The sequence below is a fragment of the Psychrobacillus sp. BL-248-WT-3 genome (genome assembly GCF_012843435.1).
GTDB lineage: Bacteria > Bacillota > Bacilli > Bacillales_A > Planococcaceae > Psychrobacillus.
This window is the reverse complement of record NZ_JABAFC010000001.1, coordinates 1-17,692: the sequence shown is the minus strand read 5'-3', so window position 1 is coordinate 17,692 and position 17,692 is coordinate 1. Positions and strand designations below refer to the sequence as shown.

Annotated in this window: 15 protein-coding genes; 2 read left to right on the top strand and 13 right to left on the bottom strand. The window is 38.4% G+C overall.

From position 1 onward, the window contains the following. Window positions 1-16: 16 nt before the first annotated feature. The 5 genes from HF876_RS00075 to HF876_RS00055 all read right to left on the bottom strand — a co-directional run bounded on the left by HF876_RS00075 (window position 17) and on the right by HF876_RS00055 (window position 8,075). A complete protein-coding gene (locus tag HF876_RS00075) occupies window positions 17-2,209 on the bottom strand; it encodes a RelA/SpoT family protein (RefSeq protein WP_169358008.1) in 2,193 nt (730 codons plus the stop codon). A 150-nt stretch (window positions 2,210-2,359) separates the two neighbouring features. Continuing rightward, a complete protein-coding gene (locus tag HF876_RS00070) occupies window positions 2,360-2,872 on the bottom strand; it encodes an adenine phosphoribosyltransferase (RefSeq protein WP_169358007.1) in 513 nt (170 codons plus the stop codon). Continuing rightward, a complete protein-coding gene (gene recJ / locus HF876_RS00065) occupies window positions 2,863-5,217 on the bottom strand; it encodes a single-stranded-DNA-specific exonuclease RecJ (RefSeq protein ID WP_169358006.1) in 2,355 nt (784 codons plus the stop codon). The genes HF876_RS00070 and recJ overlap by 10 nt, the downstream gene beginning before the upstream one ends. Window positions 5,218-5,332: 115 nt before the next feature. Beyond that, on the bottom strand, window positions 5,333-7,603 hold the full coding sequence (gene secDF, locus HF876_RS00060; protein ID WP_169358005.1) for a protein translocase subunit SecDF: 2,271 nt from the start codon (window positions 7,601-7,603) through the stop codon (window positions 5,333-5,335). A 157-nt stretch (window positions 7,604-7,760) separates the two neighbouring features. Beyond that, window positions 7,761-8,075, bottom strand: a complete 315-nt coding sequence (locus tag HF876_RS00055; RefSeq protein WP_169358004.1) for a post-transcriptional regulator — start codon at window positions 8,073-8,075, stop codon at window positions 7,761-7,763. 38 nt (window positions 8,076-8,113) lie between these two features. Between HF876_RS00055 and HF876_RS00050 the strand changes: the two genes are divergently transcribed. Next, window positions 8,114-9,694 carry a putative polysaccharide biosynthesis protein gene (locus tag HF876_RS00050; RefSeq protein ID WP_240949541.1) on the top strand — a complete coding sequence of 527 codons (1,581 nt, stop codon included), beginning with the start codon at window positions 8,114-8,116 and terminating at the stop codon, window positions 9,692-9,694. Window positions 9,695-9,759: 65 nt separating this feature from the next. Here the strand turns inward: HF876_RS00050 and HF876_RS00045 are convergent, their stop codons facing one another. The 8 genes from HF876_RS00045 to HF876_RS00010 all read right to left on the bottom strand — a co-directional run bounded on the left by HF876_RS00045 (window position 9,760) and on the right by HF876_RS00010 (window position 16,766). Further along, window positions 9,760-10,398, bottom strand: a complete 639-nt coding sequence (locus HF876_RS00045; protein ID WP_169358003.1) for a DUF421 domain-containing protein — start codon at window positions 10,396-10,398, stop codon at window positions 9,760-9,762. A 69-nt stretch (window positions 10,399-10,467) separates the two neighbouring features. Next, on the bottom strand, window positions 10,468-10,734 hold the full coding sequence (gene yajC, locus HF876_RS00040; protein WP_169358002.1) for a preprotein translocase subunit YajC: 267 nt from the start codon (window positions 10,732-10,734) through the stop codon (window positions 10,468-10,470). Window positions 10,735-10,776: 42 nt separating this feature from the next. After that, entirely contained in the window at window positions 10,777-11,916 is a 1,140-nt protein-coding gene (gene tgt, locus HF876_RS00035; protein WP_169358001.1) for a tRNA guanosine(34) transglycosylase Tgt, read from the bottom strand. Then, window positions 11,917-12,957 (bottom strand): tRNA preQ1(34) S-adenosylmethionine ribosyltransferase-isomerase QueA, encoded by a 1,041-nt coding sequence (gene queA / locus HF876_RS00030; protein ID WP_169358000.1) that lies wholly within the window; start codon window positions 12,955-12,957, stop codon window positions 11,917-11,919. Between the two features lie 19 nt (window positions 12,958-12,976). Then, window positions 12,977-13,987 carry a Holliday junction branch migration DNA helicase RuvB gene (gene ruvB / locus HF876_RS00025; protein WP_169357999.1) on the bottom strand — a complete coding sequence of 337 codons (1,011 nt, stop codon included), beginning with the start codon at window positions 13,985-13,987 and terminating at the stop codon, window positions 12,977-12,979. Between the two features lie 17 nt (window positions 13,988-14,004). Continuing rightward, a complete protein-coding gene (gene ruvA / locus HF876_RS00020) occupies window positions 14,005-14,625 on the bottom strand; it encodes a Holliday junction branch migration protein RuvA (protein ID WP_169357998.1) in 621 nt (206 codons plus the stop codon). 90 nt (window positions 14,626-14,715) lie between these two features. Next, window positions 14,716-15,564 carry a phosphotransferase gene (locus tag HF876_RS00015; RefSeq protein ID WP_169357997.1) on the bottom strand — a complete coding sequence of 283 codons (849 nt, stop codon included), beginning with the start codon at window positions 15,562-15,564 and terminating at the stop codon, window positions 14,716-14,718. A gap of 2 nt (window positions 15,565-15,566) precedes the next feature. Next, on the bottom strand, window positions 15,567-16,766 hold the full coding sequence (locus tag HF876_RS00010) for a LysM peptidoglycan-binding domain-containing protein (RefSeq protein WP_169357996.1): 1,200 nt from the start codon (window positions 16,764-16,766) through the stop codon (window positions 15,567-15,569). A 136-nt stretch (window positions 16,767-16,902) separates the two neighbouring features. Here HF876_RS00010 and HF876_RS00005 point away from each other — a divergent pair, with 136 nt between their 5' ends. Further along, the gene (locus HF876_RS00005) at window positions 16,903-17,433 is read left to right on the top strand and encodes a transcription repressor NadR (protein WP_169357995.1); all 531 of its coding nucleotides are present in this window, start codon (window positions 16,903-16,905) and stop codon (window positions 17,431-17,433) included. Window positions 17,434-17,692 lie beyond the last annotated feature (259 nt).

Here is a 17,692-nt window from a genome sequence, read left to right as displayed (position 1 = left end):
CAGTTTATAGTTTGCATTAGTTAATAATACGCTGAACAGAATAGACATCTGATAGCTGTTTAATTCGATCCACAACTTTGTGTAGATGTGCAATATTAGAAATTAGAATAGACAGATGAATGGAAGCTATATCATTATCTGATTTGCCACTAACTGCAACTATATTGGTTTTAGATTCGTTTACTACTTGGAGTACTTCGTTTAGTAAGCCTGTCCGATCAAAAGCAGACACTTCGATATCTACCTGATATTCCTTTTTCGAAGGACTATCTGATTGTTCCCATTCAACCTCAATAATACGCGAATGCGCATCATCATTTTGAACATTTGGACAATCCGCTCGATGAACAGATACCCCTCTACCTTTCGTTATAAATCCAACAATTGCATCCCCTGGTACAGGACTACAGCAGCGGGAAAGACGAATAAGTAGATTATCGATACCTTTTACTACAACGCCAGATTCTGTTGTTTTCTTAATCGTAGGCGTTTGCATTTCAGTATTAATCTTTTCAAGCGCTTCTTCTTGGTCACGAATTTTGCGCATTTTTTCCGCTAAACGGTTTACTACCTGCTGCGCAGTTATTCCACTAAAGCCGACAGCTGCATATAAGTCTTCTTCCCCGGCAAAAGCATATTTTTCGCAAACTCTTTTAATGTTCTCGGAAGTAAGAACTTCCTTTATATCAAACTCTTGAGCTTTTATTTCTTTTTCAACAGCTTCTTTACCTTTTATTACATTTTCTTCTCTAAGCTGTTTTTTAAAGAATTGCTTAATTTTATTTTTAGCCTGCGATGATTGAGCAATTTTTATCCAGTCCCTGCTCGGTCCAAACGATTGTTTAGACGTAAGAACTTCAATAATATCTCCTGTTTGCAGCTTAGTATCCAGCGGCACCATTTTTCCGTTCACTTTAGCGCCAATCGTTTTGTTACCGACCTCAGAGTGGACTCGATACGCAAAATCTATTGGAACAGAGCTGGCGGGAAGCTCAATTACATCACCTTTTGGAGTGAATACGTACACCATATCTGAAAATAAATCGAATTTGAGGGATTCCATAAATTCTTCAGCATTTGATGACTCTTGCTGAAATTCTAAGATTTCTCTAAACCAAGTAAGCTTGGAATCAACGTTTTGCTTACCTGCCTCTACCTTTTTGCCCTCTTTGTAAGCCCAATGCGCGGCAACCCCATATTCAGCTATATTGTGCATTTCCTCAGTGCGAATCTGAACCTCTAATGGCTCTCCGTTAGGTCCGATTACCGTAGTATGGAGGGATTGGTACATATTTTGCTTAGGCATAGCGATATAGTCTTTAAATCGTCCAGGCATTGGCTTCCAAAGTGTATGAATAACCCCTAAAACTGCGTAGCAATCCTTAATACTATTTACAATGATTCGCATTGCTAATAAGTCATAGATTTCATTGAACTGCTTGTTTTGAACGACCATTTTGCGATATATACTGTAAATATGCTTCGGTCTCCCAGATATATCTGCTCCTACTTCCATTTCATCCAGCTGATTTCTTATATCATCCATAACATCCGTTAAGTAAAGCTCTCGCTCTGTACGCTTCTTCTTCATAAAATTAACAATTCGATAATATTGCTGTGGATTTAAATAACGTAATGCCGTATCCTCTAGCTCCCATTTCACTGCTGAAATCCCTAGTCTGTGGGCAAGAGGTGCAAAAATCTCTAACGTTTCGTTAGATATACGTCGTTGTTTTTCCTCAGGTAAATGCTTTAATGTACGCATATTATGTAAACGGTCAGCAAGCTTAATCAAGATAATTCGGATATCCTGTGCCATAGCTATAAACATCTTCCGATGATTTTCAGCCTGCTGTTCTTCTTTAGACATATATTTAATTTTACCTAATTTCGTTACCCCTTCTACTAGCAGGGCAACCTCTTCGTTAAATTCACGAACAATATCTTCTCGTGTATATTCAGTGTCCTCTACAACATCATGTAGAAAACCAGCGGCAACAGTCTCGGGATCCATTTGAAGATCAGCAAGAATTCCTGCTACTTGTATGGGATGTAGAATATATGGCTCCCCCGAATTACGGAATTGTTCTCTATGAGCATGCTCTGCCAATTCGTATGCTTTCTTAACGAAGTCAACATGTTCTTTATTCATATAAGTGGAAACTGTTTCAAAAACATCTTCTGCTGTCTTCACCTGATCTTTTGCCATGTTAACTCACCTGATTTCGTTATTTTTCAAAAATAGTATATAAGCTATATTTTATAAAAAAAAAGAGGGACTTGTAAAGTCCACCCTTATCTTGTATAGTCAATTACTTTCTTATTATGCACAATTTGTGTCCATAAAGAAAGAAGAATATTAGTATTGCATTAACGTACGGATGTTATAGTCCTTAAGCTTGTCACGTCCATCTAAATAAGTCAATTCGATTAAGAATGCACAACCTACTACTACACCACCAAGTTCCTCTACTAATTTGATAGTAGCCTCTATTGTACCACCTGTAGCTAACAAGTCATCTACAATTAGTACACGTTGCCCTGGTTTAACAGCATCTTTATGCATTGTCAAAACATCTTTCCCGTATTCTAATCCGTACTCTGCACGGATCACTTCCCGAGGAAGCTTGCCTTCCTTACGAACTGGTGCGAAACCTATGCCTAAAGCATAAGCAACTGGACATCCAATGATAAATCCACGTGCTTCTGGTCCAACGATTATATCTACACCCACTTCTTTGGCATATTCCACAATTTGGTCAGTAGCATATTTATATGCTTCTCCATTATCCATAATTGTTGTAATATCCTTGAAACGAATACCTGGTTTAGGCCAGTCCTCTACTATTGTAACATATTTCTTTAAATCCATTTTTGCTCCTCCTCAGGAACGGTTTGTACTGCTTTTCGCTCTTCAAACCATTGTTTCAGCTCTTTATATGGTGCGTACAATAGCTTCTGCTCTAAATCAATTTGCTTTGTACGCTGTTGATAGATTGGTGCTTCCGATAAATCTCTTTTAGGTAGATTTTCATTCAACACCAATGTGCCACCCTCTATTCTAACAAAATCTAGCTCAAAAAACACCTTTGACATAAAATTAATTGTATTTTGGCTCCAGCCAGTGTGCTTGGATAGCTGTTGTATATGCTGTTTGAGAGCAAACGTTTTTCTTTTTGAAAGGAAAGAAAAGTACCATTTAAACTGTTCTCGCGTAGGTAAGCCCTCAAAGTAAGTCGACTCCGATGCAAAAAAGTGAGCATAGATTCTTTTCCAATCGTGGTATTGTAATAAGTTCATTAATTGCTCTTCATCTTCAGGCAAATCTAAGAGACATAAACAGTTTGCTTTGACTTTTTCTTTTATCAAGCTATCCCATGACCATATATTTTCAGAAACAACTGATTCAAAATGAGAAATAGATTCCTTGTTAAAACACATAAAAACAGTCTGAGAAACGGGAATGGTTGGTAACCATCTATTCACTTGTCTCACACCACGTATATCAAACAACTGCCACTCATTTGTTCTAGCATCCTGAATCATAAGCTGGGGTTTCTTTCGACCATTCCACTCGTTAATTTGCAAGTCCCCTATAAAAGATAACTTTGTAGCTGGTGCTATCTCATCAGCTAGCTCTCCTTTTCCAAAACCTACCGCATCTAACAAGATTGCTCCCTGCATGAGCTCCATTTTAACATGATTTTGAGCAGATCCAATTTTTTTAACTGAGTTTACTTGTATATTCTCGATACAATACACTGGCTTAGCAAAACCCATTCCAAATGGAGATAGACGTTGAATGGACTGTATAGACTCGGTAGAAATTTCATCCATTTCTAATGGTACGTCTATCGATACTACAGGTATTAACTGTTCCTCTGTTAAGCATTCTCTTGCCTGCTCATTGAGCCTTTCTCTAAACTCATCTACATGTTCAAGCGGAAACGTCATACCTGCCGCCATCGGGTGACCACCAAAATGAGAAACAATATCACTATTCTTAGCTAGTTCATTGTACATATGGAAGCCTTCTATACTGCGCGCAGAGCCTTTAGCAATTTGCTTGTCCGGATCAAATCCAAGAACAATTGTTGGACGATAATATTTCTCTACTAATTTCGAAGCCACAATTCCTAAAACACCAGGGTTCCACCCTTCCTTACCAACTACGATGACACTAGGACCCTCGATAGTATGGTTTTGCTCTAGAATTTCCACCGCTTCATCTGTGATTTGCTTCACGATAGCTTGTCTTTCCTTATTTTTATCATTTAGCATGTTGGCAAGCGCAAGTGCTCGATTCGAATCTTCCGTTATGAATAACTCAACGCCAGGTGCTGCTTCACCAAGTCGACCTACAGCATTAATACGAGGTCCGAACATAAAACCTATCGTTTCTTCATTGATCGTGTTTATTTCTACACCACTGACATTTGCTAATGCTTCTATCGCTATGTTGGTAGTTTTTCTCATTTGCTTAATACCTTCTTGGACGAAGTATCGATTTTCTCCCTTAACCGATACAAGGTCAGCAATTGTACCAATAGCCACTAAATAAAACAAGTCTTTAGGTATTTCACCAAGTAATGCATGAGCAACTTTAAAAGCTACTCCTACGCCTGCTAAATGAGAAAAAGGATATCTTGTATCTTTTAAACCAGGGTGTATGATAACATCTGCTGCTGGAAGCACATCTCCTGGTTCATGGTGATCCGTAACAATGACATCCATCCCTAAGTCTTTTGCAAACTGAATCTGTTGAATCCCTGATATCCCATTGTCGACTGTAATGATAAGTTTGACACCTTCATCAAAAGCTTGTTGGAATAAACGCTCACTTGGTCCATAGCCGTCTATAAATCTGTTAGGAATCTTAAAAATAACATCGGCACCAAGGGCCTCCAATGTTTTCATCATGACAGTAGTACTTGTTATTCCGTCTGCATCGTAATCGCCGTAAATCATGATTTTTTCATCAACATCTATTGCTTGATGTACTCTTTCTACTAATTTCTCCATTCCTTCAAAGAGAAATGGGTCATGTATATGTTCTTCCGTTATATATAAAAAGTTTTTAGCATCCTCTACACTATTAAAACCCCTAGAGACTAATACTTTCGCACAAACGCGAGGTATGGTTAGCTCTTTTTCGAACGTATTAACTAATTCGTCATTGGGCCTAGATATTCTCCATCTTTTTTGTGATTGTATCATTTTTCTTCACTTCCTTATTAGTTATTATAACGTATAAAACAAGAAAGGTTGTATATATTACTGCAAAGAAAAAAGAGGCGGAGTATAAAATACCCCGTCCCCTTATTTTGTTTCATTATACTACTGGCTCATCTGAACCCCATTTTTTCTCTTCTTTATCTACTTTAATACCGCCTGTTTTACGTAGCTCTCTAGCTTTCAGATCAAACCAGATTTGAGTTGCGATAAATAGAGATGAATATGTTCCTGCTAATAATCCAATTAACAGTGCAATAGAGAAGTTTCGTATACCTTCTGCACCAAACAATAATAATGCTACTACTACAAGTACCACAGTCAATACAGTATTAACTGAACGCCCTAAAGTTTGTCGAAGTGACTTGTTAACTATAGAAGCAAGTTCTTCTTCGGTAGTAATAGTTTTACTACGATGGAGATTTTCCCTAATTCTATCAAACGTTACAATTGTATCATTTATCGAATAACCTACTATCGTTAATATAGCTGCGATAAAGGTAATATCTACTTCTAAACGTAAAATACTAAAAATGGCTACCATTAGGAAGACATCATGGATTAAGGATGCAATGGCAGCTACACCCATACGCCACTCAAACCGGAAAGCAACGTAAATTATAATCCCAATTGCTGCAAATAGCATCGCCTTCATTGCGTTGGCAGCAAGTTCCTTTCCTACCGTAGGTGAAACTGTACTTACTTGTGGCTCTGCTCCAAATTGTTCCTTAATATCTGCTTTTAAATTTTTAATCTCTTCTTGAGTAAATTCATCTTTATAACGGACTACTGCTCCTTCGCTATTGTCACCTGAAATGACGATATCTTCAGAAGACAATCCAATAGTATCCAACTTCTCGGTAACGATACTTTGAGTCAACGGTGTTGTGGAGTCTATTTGGACACGTGTACCAGAGGAGAAATCAATTCCTAGATTTAGCTTAAATACACTCAAGATGACAATTCCAGCTACTGTCAATATAATAGACGCTGTATAATAAATTTTTCTATTGTGAACAAAATCTACTCGATCAAATTTTGTAGTTAAATCTAACGTATCAATTTCCTCTTCTGGAGGGTGTATACGTTTTTTCGAAATTCCAAACCAGCCTGGCTTATTGTCTAAGTAACCGCTATGAACTAGCAATCCTAAAAGAATACGAGAAGCAAAAACTGCTGTTATAAATACAACTAGAATACTAATAATTAAAAGCGTAGCGAACCCTTTAACAGAGCTTGTACCAAAATAGAATAATACAACTGCCGCTAAAAGGGTGGTGACATTCGCATCAAAAATCGCCGAGAAGGAAGATTTCGCTCCAGCTTCAAATGATTTTTTTACCGAATTACCAACTCTTAGCTCTTCTCTTATTCGTTCATAGGTTAAGATGTTGGCATCCACTGCCATACCTACTCCGAGAACAATGGCTGCAATACCTGGAAGAGTTAGAACTCCATTAATCCAATCGAATATTACTAAGATTAAGAAGATATACACGACTAACGAAATGACTGCTATAGCGCCCGGTAAGCGGTAATAGAAAATCATAAATAGGAAGATAGCTGCAACACCGATAATACTTGCAAGAATCGTGCTGTCTAATGCTTGCTCACCAAATTGTGCTCCAACTGACGTCGAGAAAATTTCTGTAAGTTTAACTGGTAAAGCCCCAGCGTTTAATATACCTGAAAGATCTTTTGTTTCCTCTACTGAAAAGGCACCCGATATTTCCACGCTTTCAGAGCTAATTCGCTGAGATACTCGCGGATCAGAAATGAATTTGTGTTCTTCCTTTAATACCTCGGCAGCATAGGAATCTACGCCTTCTTCAAAATCTAACCAGATGACTAACACATTGTCTGGTGCAGGTCTAGCTGCTATTTGCTCCGTTATCTCTGCAAACTTATTTGCATCTTTTAGCTCTAATGTAACAATTGGCTGTCCTTGTTGGTTAAACGCAGGATTAGCGCCTCCCTCTTTAAGGTCCATACCATCTAGCATTATATTATCTTCTGAGTCCCTGAACGTTAGATTAGCTTGTGTAGAAAGTAGTTCCCTAGCTGACTCTTGGTCTTCAACTCCTGCGAGCTGAACCCTTATTCTATGGTCGTTCTCAATCTGAATACTTGGCTCACTTACACCAAGTACATCAATACGGCTAGTTAATGCTGACGCCGTATCTGCTACTATTTCATCTGTAATTTCTTGTCCATCCTGTAGTTCTTCAACTTGATACAGGACTTCAAAGCCACCTTGTAAATCTAGCCCTAATTTAATATTATTTAAAACTCCGCCAACTGTTGGGCTTATTGTCCCTGCAAAAATTACAAGAAGCAGTAAAAACGCAACTATGCGTCCTCTTGTTTTCATATGTACTTCCTCCTAAGAATAACCACAGACTTCCTTCGTCAGAAAGACTATTGCTAAAACAATTATGAAATAGAATATTCCATCTATTTCAATTCCAAAAAAATGCAACACATTTATTATGAAACACGATGCCCCTTACTGTCAAATGACTGTTTGCTTATTTTTTCTCATTTTGAGGATTTAATAAGACTTGTAATTCCTCTTGGTTAATGTCTGCAAACCAATTGGATGTTCGAGAGTTTTGAATTTGCTCGTAGGTCATATACTCTGCTGGTGTAATAGAAAGAACGTCATTGACAATCTGATGAAGAGATAAGGAAAGAACATCTAGCTTCCTCCATTTCTTTTCCACACAATACTTCCAAATATCTTGTTCTGTTACTGTTTCGTACTGATAAACTTTAAATTCACTCTTTTTGCTCTCTAAAGCTGGTAGCACGTGTAGAAAGATATGATTGTATGAGTTTTCCAAAATACTGCACCTCTTTATAGAATAATGTGGTAAGTGGCTTGCATATTATTATTGTAAACGAAGTTCCTGCATTTGAGAAGGAAGTGTTTAATTTGTCGACGTATTTAAGAGGGTCCATTGTATTAATGTTTGCCATTTTTTTGTCCAAGTTCTTAGGCTTTATTTACCGCATGCAGTTCGTTCGGTTGACTGGAGAAGAGGCAGTTGGTATTTACAGCACGGCGTATCCAGCCTTTATCTTCTTCTTATCCCTTATCCAATTGGGCATACCGATTGCTATAACTAAAATTATAGCTGAGCTTCGAACGAGAAACGCTATATCTGATTATTTCACAGTTATGCGAACTTCCGTAATTGTAACCGTAGTATCTATGATTATTTTTACACCGATCTTTATTTTTGTCACTCCACTTATTTCTAGTAATCTATTGAAAAACGATGCAATAACGATGACTCTCTACGTGTCTATTGCTATTGTACCAATCGCAGCAGCAGGGGGAATCTTAAGAGGCTTCTTACAAGGAATTGCTAAATTAGAAGAAACAGCAATAGCCCAGCTAATTGAACAAATAGTTCGTATCTTATTAATCACCTTTGCCTTGCCTTTATTTTTAACATCTTCATCTCCACAGGAAGCTGCTGCATACGCTATGTTCTTAGCTTTGGTTGCAGAGGCAGCATCATTACTTTATCTCAAATGGAGATATGAAAAGTGGAAAAAACAACAAACATATACAAAGTCAAAAAAGGCGTATCCACTGCCGCCATTATTCGCTATAGCCCTGCCTTCATCTGGTAGTAAGCTTTTTGGTTCATTCACATGGTTTTTGGAGCCTATCATTTTTATCAAGGCTTTAGCTATTACAGGTATAAGCGCTGTTGCTGCTACAACGCTCTATGGAGTAATTTCAGGCGTTTTAGTACCGCTATTACTGTTCCCATCCTTTATACCCTTTGCACTCTCTATCGTCCTTATACCTGCTGTAAGTGACGCTTATGCAAGAAAGAACTATAGTTTGCTTAAAGAGAGAATCCATTTATCTTTAAAGTTTTCTACTCTAACGGGCTGTTATGCAGCTACCTTGTTCTATTTACATGGTGGTGAGCTAGTCTATGAACTATTTCATGTTGAAAACGCAGAAGTCTATATGAAAATTCTATCTCCAATTTTTTTCTTTTACTATATTCAAAGCCCTTTGTTCTCTATCTTGCAGGCTCTCAACAGCTCTAATAGCGCATTTCTCAACTCGCTTTATGGCGGGGTAGGAAAGTTACTATTACTATTTTTCTTAGCATCTCAGGCTGGCATCCAGGAGAAAGGTGCAATTGTTGCGATAGGATTTGGTGTACTGATCACTTCATTTCTACATATCGCTTCACTTAAACAAAAGAAAGAAGCTCAAATTGGGTTCTCTTTTTTCGCGTTACCTTATGTCGTATTTCTAGTGACTATTATTACTCGACCAATGTTAGTGTCCATAGGTAGCCAATCATTGATAATAGATTGCTTACTCACTCTAGCTTATTTAACAATCGGCCTATTACTATTTGGACAAATCCGACGAAAAGAGCTAAGTGTGATTTTCAAAATAGCTAAAAGCTCTAAAAATAGATTTTAAGTCCATTAGTTAAAAAAGTAAGAGTCCAAGATCCCCCTTCAAAAGGGTGGTTTTGGGCTCTTTTATTAAAAAGAAGTTTTGAGTTGTATATATAATTCTTCTTCCTCATAGGAACAATAGAATACTTTTTTATAATCATAAAGCATTTTCTTATTCAGTTCGTCCAATAACCATTCTTTACTTTTTCCAATTCGAATAAGATGATCCATTTGTATATCTCCATCAATAATTAAAGGAAATATAAACTGCTCCTCTTTCTTTTTGAAAACGGATAAGTTTCCTGATGGCTCCAAAAAGGCATAGGAAACTGAACGAACAGAACCAATCTGCTGTTCTCTCAGCTGCTGTAGCAAATCATCTAGATTATATCTTTGCTTCCTCATCTCTTTCTCCACTATCACGCCATCTTTTATAATAATGGATGGATGGCCCTCCATCATATCTCTAAATTTTTTACTCTTTAAGGAGGTATACGAGGCAATCAGTTGAATAATCAGCAAGATTCCCATTGGTAAAAAAGCGTGCCAAAGATTACTTTCTGGGTCATCAATTGCAACGGATCCTACTTCTGCAATCAACAAAAAGACAACTAAGTCAAAAATACTTAGCTCGCCGACTTCTCTTTTTCCCATAATTCTTAAAATAGCTAATATAATCCAATACAATGCTATTGTACGCAAAATAATTATGAGAGTATCATTCATATGAATTCACCTCAATTTTATATTGCCCACAAAAAAAGAACTTACTCATTAGAGAGTAAGTTCTTTTACTTAAATTGTAGAATCTGTAACAACTCGTCCAACAGCAACACGTTCAAATTGTAAACGAGTACCATCCGCTACGACTACATAAATTGTTTGATCATCCACTGCATCTACCTTACCGTGTAATCCACCTACTGTAATAATATGATCTCCACGCTTTAGATTACTTTGCATTTCGGCAGTGCTTTTCTGTCTCTTTTGCGCTGGTCGAATGATAAAAAACCACATAACGACGAACATAGCAATAATTGGCAATAAACCTACTAAATCCATTAATATTTCCCCTCCTTTTCCTCTTTATACAGTATACAAGAATCAGAAGTTTTTTGCATTTGGTTTGTTGTACCCATACTCTTCAAAAAACTCTTCTTTAAAATCTAATAGACGATCTTCTCTAATTGCCTGGCGTACATTCTCCATTAATTTCATCAAGAAATGGAGATTGTGATAAGATGCTAAACGCAATCCAAAGGTCTCATCTGCCTTGAAAAGGTGGCGAATATAAGCTCTTGAATAATTTTTGCATGTATAGCAATCACATTTTTCATCGATAGGACCAAAATCTCTAGCAAATTTAGCGCCTTTAATTACTAATCTTCCTTGGTGCGTAAAGAATGTACCATTTCGAGCAATTCGTGTAGGCAATACGCAATCAAACATATCCACGCCACGAATAGAACCATCGATTAGTGAGTCTGGTGAGCCTACTCCCATTAAGTATCGAGGCTTGTTATCAGGCATTAAAGGAGTTGTGAAATCTAATACTCGATTCATAACGTCTTTTGGTTCACCTACAGATAAACCACCAATAGCATAACCAGGGAAATCTAATGAAATTAAATCCTTCGCTGACTGGCGACGAAGCTCTTCATATTCTCCACCTTGAATGATACCGAATAAGCCCTGTTTATCCGTGTTTGTATGAGCAGTTAAGCATCGTTCTGCCCAACGAGACGTACGCTCAACAGATGCTTTCATGTATTCGAAAGTAGCTGGATAAGGAGGACATTCATCAAAGGCCATCATAATATCAGAGCCTAGTGCATTTTGTATCTCCATCGACTTTTCTGGACTTAAAAATAGCTTGTCCCCATTCAAGTGATTGCGGAAATGCACACCTTCTTCTTCTATCTTACGCATATCGCTTAAACTAAATACTTGGAAGCCGCCTGAATCTGTTAAGATTGCTCGATCCCAATTCATAAATTTGTGTAATCCGCCAGCCTCACGAATAATATCATGTCCAGGACGAAGCCACAGATGGTAGGTATTACTTAAAATTATTCCTGCGTCCATCTCTTTGATTTCTTCTGGAGCCATTGTTTTAACAGTTGCTTGTGTTCCAACCGGCATAAAGGTTGGTGTCTCGAATGACCCATGAGGTGTATGTACTATACCTAGACGAGCACCTGTTTGTTTATCTTTTTTTATTAATTCATACGTAATTGCAGTCATTTAATAGTTCCTTCCTTTTATAAACATCGCATCACCAAAGCTAAAGAAGCGATAACGCTGCTCGATTGCTTCTTGGTATGCGGACAATATAAATTCCTTTGATGTTAAAGCACTTACTAGCATAACAAGTGTGGACTTCGGTAAATGGAAGTTAGTGATCATTCCATCGATACATTTAAATTCGTATCCTGGATAAATGAAAATAGATGTCCATCCACTATCTTCTTTTAATGTACCATCAAATTTTGTAGCGACAGTTTCCAATGTTCTTGTGGAAGTGGTTCCAACTGCTACTACTTTACCGCCAGCTTCCTTCACACCATTAATCAGTTCAGCAGTTTCCTGTGTAACACGGTAGAATTCCGAATGCATCTCATGGTCATCTATGGAATCAACGCTTACTGGTCTGAATGTTCCCAAACCTACATGAAGTGTTACAAATGCGATTTTAATACCTTTCGCTTTTATCTCCTCAAGTAGCTCGGTTGTGAAATGCAAGCCTGCAGTTGGAGCAGCAGCTGAACCTTGTTCTTTTGCATAAACCGTTTGGTAACGATCCTTATCTTCCAATTTTTCATGAATATAAGGTGGTAAAGGCATCTCGCCAAGCTTGTCCAATACTTCAAAGAATACTCCAGTATATTCAAAACGGAATATTCTTCCTCCGTGATCTTTTAATCCGGTACACACTGCTGTCAATAATCCTTCACCAAACACTATTTTTGTGCCTATTTTCACTCGTTTAGCTGGTTTGACAAGGGTTTCCCATTCGTCCCCTTCCAATTGAGTTAACAATAGCACCTCAATATTAGCACCAGTATCTTCTTTAATTCCCATTAGTCGGGCAGGCATTACCTTAGTATCGTTTAGTACAAGGCAATCCCCTTCATGTAATTCATCAATTATTTTAGAAAAGTTGGTATGCGTTAGCTTTTGGTTCGCATAATCGGTGATTAACAGCTTACTGCTTGTCCGATCAGCTAACGGTACTTGTGCGATTAACTCTTCTGGTAAATCAAAATCAAAATCTTCTACTCTCATTTATAAGGACATCCTTTTATTAATTGTTTCCATCGATTGGCAATGGTTTTCCTAAATGTTCATAAGCAAGCGGGGTGACAATTCTTCCACGAGGAGATCGTTGTATAAAGCCTATTTGCATTAAATAAGGCTCGTACACATCCTCAATAGTAGTAGACTCTTCTCCAATACTTGCTGCAATCGTATCTAACCCTACAGGGCCACCTCTAAAACGCTCAATCATAGCATTAATAAGTTTATGGTCGATATGATCCAAGCCTCTAGGATCAACCTGTAATAGTTCCAACGCTTCTTTAGCAATAGTTATATTAATGTTACCATTACCTCTCACTTGAGCATAATCCCTAACCCTTTTTAACAAACGGTTGGCAATACGGGGGGTGCCTCTAGAGCGACGGGCAATTTCACCAGCTGATTCATGATCTATTGCTGCATTAAATAGCTCTGCACTTCTTAATACAATTGACGTAAGGGCTTCTTCATCATAGTAATCCAAACGAAGCAGCACTCCAAAGCGATCCCGTAAAGGAGCAGATAGTGCGCCTGCTCTTGTTGTTGCTCCAACTAACGTAAAGGGAGGGAGATCCAAACGTACACTTCTAGCCGAAGGACCTTTTCCTACTACAATATCTAAGCAGAAATCTTCCATAGCTGGATAAAGAACCTCTTCAATCGAGCGGTTTAAACGATGAATTTCATCAATGAACAATACATCGCCAGGCTCCAAAGAGCTAACGATTGCTGCCAAATCACCTGGACGTTCGATTGCGGGACCACTTGTCATCCTCATTTGAACATTCATTTCGTTAGCTATGACAGCAGCTAGTGTGGTTTTACCAAGACCCGGTGGACCATAAAGTAAGCAATGATCCAAGCTCTCATTTCTCATTTTTGCAGCTTCAATAAAAATAGCCAAATTGTGCTTTATTTTATCTTGCCCAATATACTGAGTTAATAACTGAGGACGGAGGGATTGCTCAAAAGGTTCATCATAGGAAGAAATTTCACTGGAAATAACACGTTCTGACAAACAAAACTCCTCCTTTCTTACTTACCAGAGAATAGTAGCTGCAATGATTTTTTCATGAATTCGTCAGTTGTAGTCAATTCATTGTTTGACTTAAGCTTAGGACGGATTTTGGATAATTCTTTTTCTGAATATCCTAGAGCGTTTAAAGCTAACATAGCCTCTTCCATTTCATGAACGGTATCATGCTCAGTGAATAGGCTTGGCTCATCGTCCTCAAATTCTAGCTGTTCGATATCTATTAGGTCATTTAATTTACCTTTTAAATCTAGAATCATTTGTCTTGCAGTTTTTTTACCTACTCCGGGAAACTTGACCAAGAACGATTCATCTTCTCTTTCAATCGCTTGTATCACATGTGTCGGCTCACCACTTGCTAGTATGGCTAATGCACCTTTAGGACCAATACCAGATACCAGGATCAATTTTCGAAATAGCTCTCTTTGTGCCAGGTTAGGAAAGCCCATTAATTGTTGGGCATCCTCTCTTACATGTAGATAGGTAAAGACTTGCGTTTCTTCCTCACTTCTTTGAAAGGCGAACGGATTAGGCGTAAACAATTGATAGCCAATTCCCTGTTGCTCTAACACAACGTATTCAGGTGTCACTCGAGTGACTTGCCCTTTTATGTAATCATACATCTTTATTTCCCACCAATCCTTCTAATCATTATAACATATCAAACAAAGAGGGCCGCCCATGTTCTTTGAGCGACCACTACATGTAAACTATTATAGCTGACTTAAATTATAGCATAAAATAGGCCAATTTGTTAAAGCTTTGTTCGTATACGGAATAAGCTGATTTATAAACTTCTGTTTACGTTCTTCCGGTAAGGCAAATGCATATAACCATTCTCTATACAATTCATTCGGATACATGATTGCTTCTTTGTATTTGGACATTATTTTTTCTAATTCGGGAAACTCATTTAAAAATAACTCAATATTGTAGTCCATTTCAGGTAGTACTCGATGAATCCATAGGATAAACTCCATTTCCTTTGGACCTAGCACTGCTAAATCAAAATCAATCATCTTATACGTATCATCTCTTACTAGAAAATTATGATGAACGACATCACCGTGTAAAAGGGTTAAATTCTTCAAACTAAATGGTCGAATTTCACTAAGAGCAATCTCCCCATAATGTAAAAGCAATTTAGTCTGGTTATAGCCAATATACGATTCTATAAATGGCACAATCTCTGAAACCTTGAAGTACCTAGCTTGCCATTTAGAGATAAGGTTAAACGGATAAAGAAACGGGCTCTTTTCCCATTCTATTTTCCTTCTCGTTCCATGCATTCTTTTCAGTAACGTGTACGTCGCTAATCGATCTTTTTTATCTTTGTAGCTTACTGCACGACTATTTTCGAACCACGGCTGAATAATATACCCTTTTTGGGTAGTCGGGATAATTGGTAGGACAAATGGTTTTTTTAGTGCAGACAGTTCATCATGAATATAGCCTATCTTTGCAGCCTGTTCCTGGGAAGCATATTTCTTAACTGAAAAAATACCGTCTTCCTTTTTCCACTTCCACACATTCTTTTTGATTTGCTTTATATAAGTATCCACATTTAAAAGTGTCTATGAGGATATGGTGGGCAATGAAAATTTGGTTGATAAAAATGTTGTGGAGGGTAAGGATAGCCACCTAGATATTGGTGATGGGCATACATTTCTGGCTGTGCATGGTTAGAGCCTCCACAGGATGAACATTGTACCTGATTATATGCAGGATATTGTTGAAATTCTGGTTGAGCATAGGTTTGGTGAGCTTGTGGCTGCTGAGTATGCTGCATATAATCATAAGCCATTTCCATTGCAGATGATGGATCCTCAACAAACATTTGCATCACCTGCTCATGAACTTTTTCTTCTACATGCATACGTGGATGACTAGGTGCAGCACTAAATTCTACCTGTCCCTCTGTTGTCATACTCGTCGACTCAATTAGCATCCAGCTATTTGGTGATGGCATTTCAAATTCTGGTTTAGTCATCATGTCCATTGGAGCGGTTGTCGTTGGTTGGACAGCCATTGGCTGCATATGTGGCAAATAGTGTACCGGATAGTCTGGCGGACATGGCATCGGTGGGCAAGGCATTGGTGGACATGGCATTGTGTATACCGGTTGATGCATCGGTGGACATGGAATTGGTATAGGCATTGGCATCGGTAATGGCATCGGATGTACTTGAATTGGTTGTACTGGCTGTTGTTGAATTGGTTGAACTGGTTTTGGTGCTGGAGCTGGTGTGGGTTTAGGTTGAGCTATTGGCTTAGGTGCAGGTGCTGGTTTCGGCGCAGGTTTTGGTACTGGTTTAGGTGCCGGAGCTGGTGTGGGTTTGGATTCGGGAATTGGGATCGGTATTGGAATCGCTTTTGGTTCCGCCTGAGGTTGAATTGGTGGCATAATTGGCATCGTCTCGATTGGTTCCGCTTTTTGTATAGGTGGTACTTGTGGTGCTGGTTGTGCTTTAGGTGCCGGTGCTACTTGAGCTGGCTGAGCTTTTTGCATATTTTTAAGATTTCCATCGTATGGCTGTGCCGTTCCATCCCCCATCATCCCTTTTTTGTTGGGACGATTATCTCCGTACGGATGTACCATAGTCTCTGCCTTTTTAGTTTCTGGGATGAAGATTTTCATGCCAGGTACTATATATTCTGGATTTGCTAAATGAGCGTTAATCTTTTTTAAATCATCAAAAGAAACTCCATACTCTCTGGAGATTTTCCAAAGGGTGTCACCCTTTTTGACAATATGAATTTGCAAAGTCTTCCTCCTTCCTTCACATTAAAATATGTGTAACATCAAAAATTGGTCACAGATTTTAAAACAATGTTACTTCCCTTCATGATAAACTTATGAATAGTAACTATACCGTTATGCAAGATTGGAGGGATTTACATTGAAAAAATTAAAAGGGGCAGCGCGAAGAGAATGGATTTTGACTTATTTAAAGGAACAGGACTCCCCAATCACTGGAGCTGATCTTGCGAAGCTAACTAATGTAAGTAGGCAGGTTATCGTCAGTGACATCACGTTACTAAAAGCTATTAACCATCCTATTTTGTCTACCAGTCAAGGTTACATCTTACTTCCCAATCAAGAGGAAAGTAATTTTGTAAAAAGAAAAATTGCCTGTAATCATAAGTCAGAAGATACAAAAGACGAGTTACTGACATTAGTGGATGCAGGTGTCACAGTGGAAAGTGTAACTGTAGAGCATCCGGTTTATGGAGAAATCACCTCCTCTATCATGGTTTCTAATCGTCATGATGTGGAAAACTTTTTAAAAAAAGTCCAAGAAACAGAGGCGTCTTTTTTATTAGAGCTAACTGCCGGCCTTCATATTCATTTGTTATCTGCTCCAAATGAACAGATATTACAACGAGGAATCACAGCAATACGAGAAAAAGGCTATGTGTTTGAGGGTTAATATTCATTAAGAAAAGCGCAAACGACTATGTCTGCCCCGACAGGCAAATGGGGAAAAGCGAGGAGGCAGCTCCTCAGCCACCGCAGCTTTTATCCATTTGACCCCGAGGGGCAAGGCGATGGAGCTAGACATGAAGAAAAGCGCAAACGCCTATCTCTGCCCCGACAGGCAAATGGGGAAATGCGAGGAGGCAGCTCCTCAGCCACCGCAGCTTTTATCCATTTGACCCCGAGGGGCAAGGCGATGGAGCTAGACATGA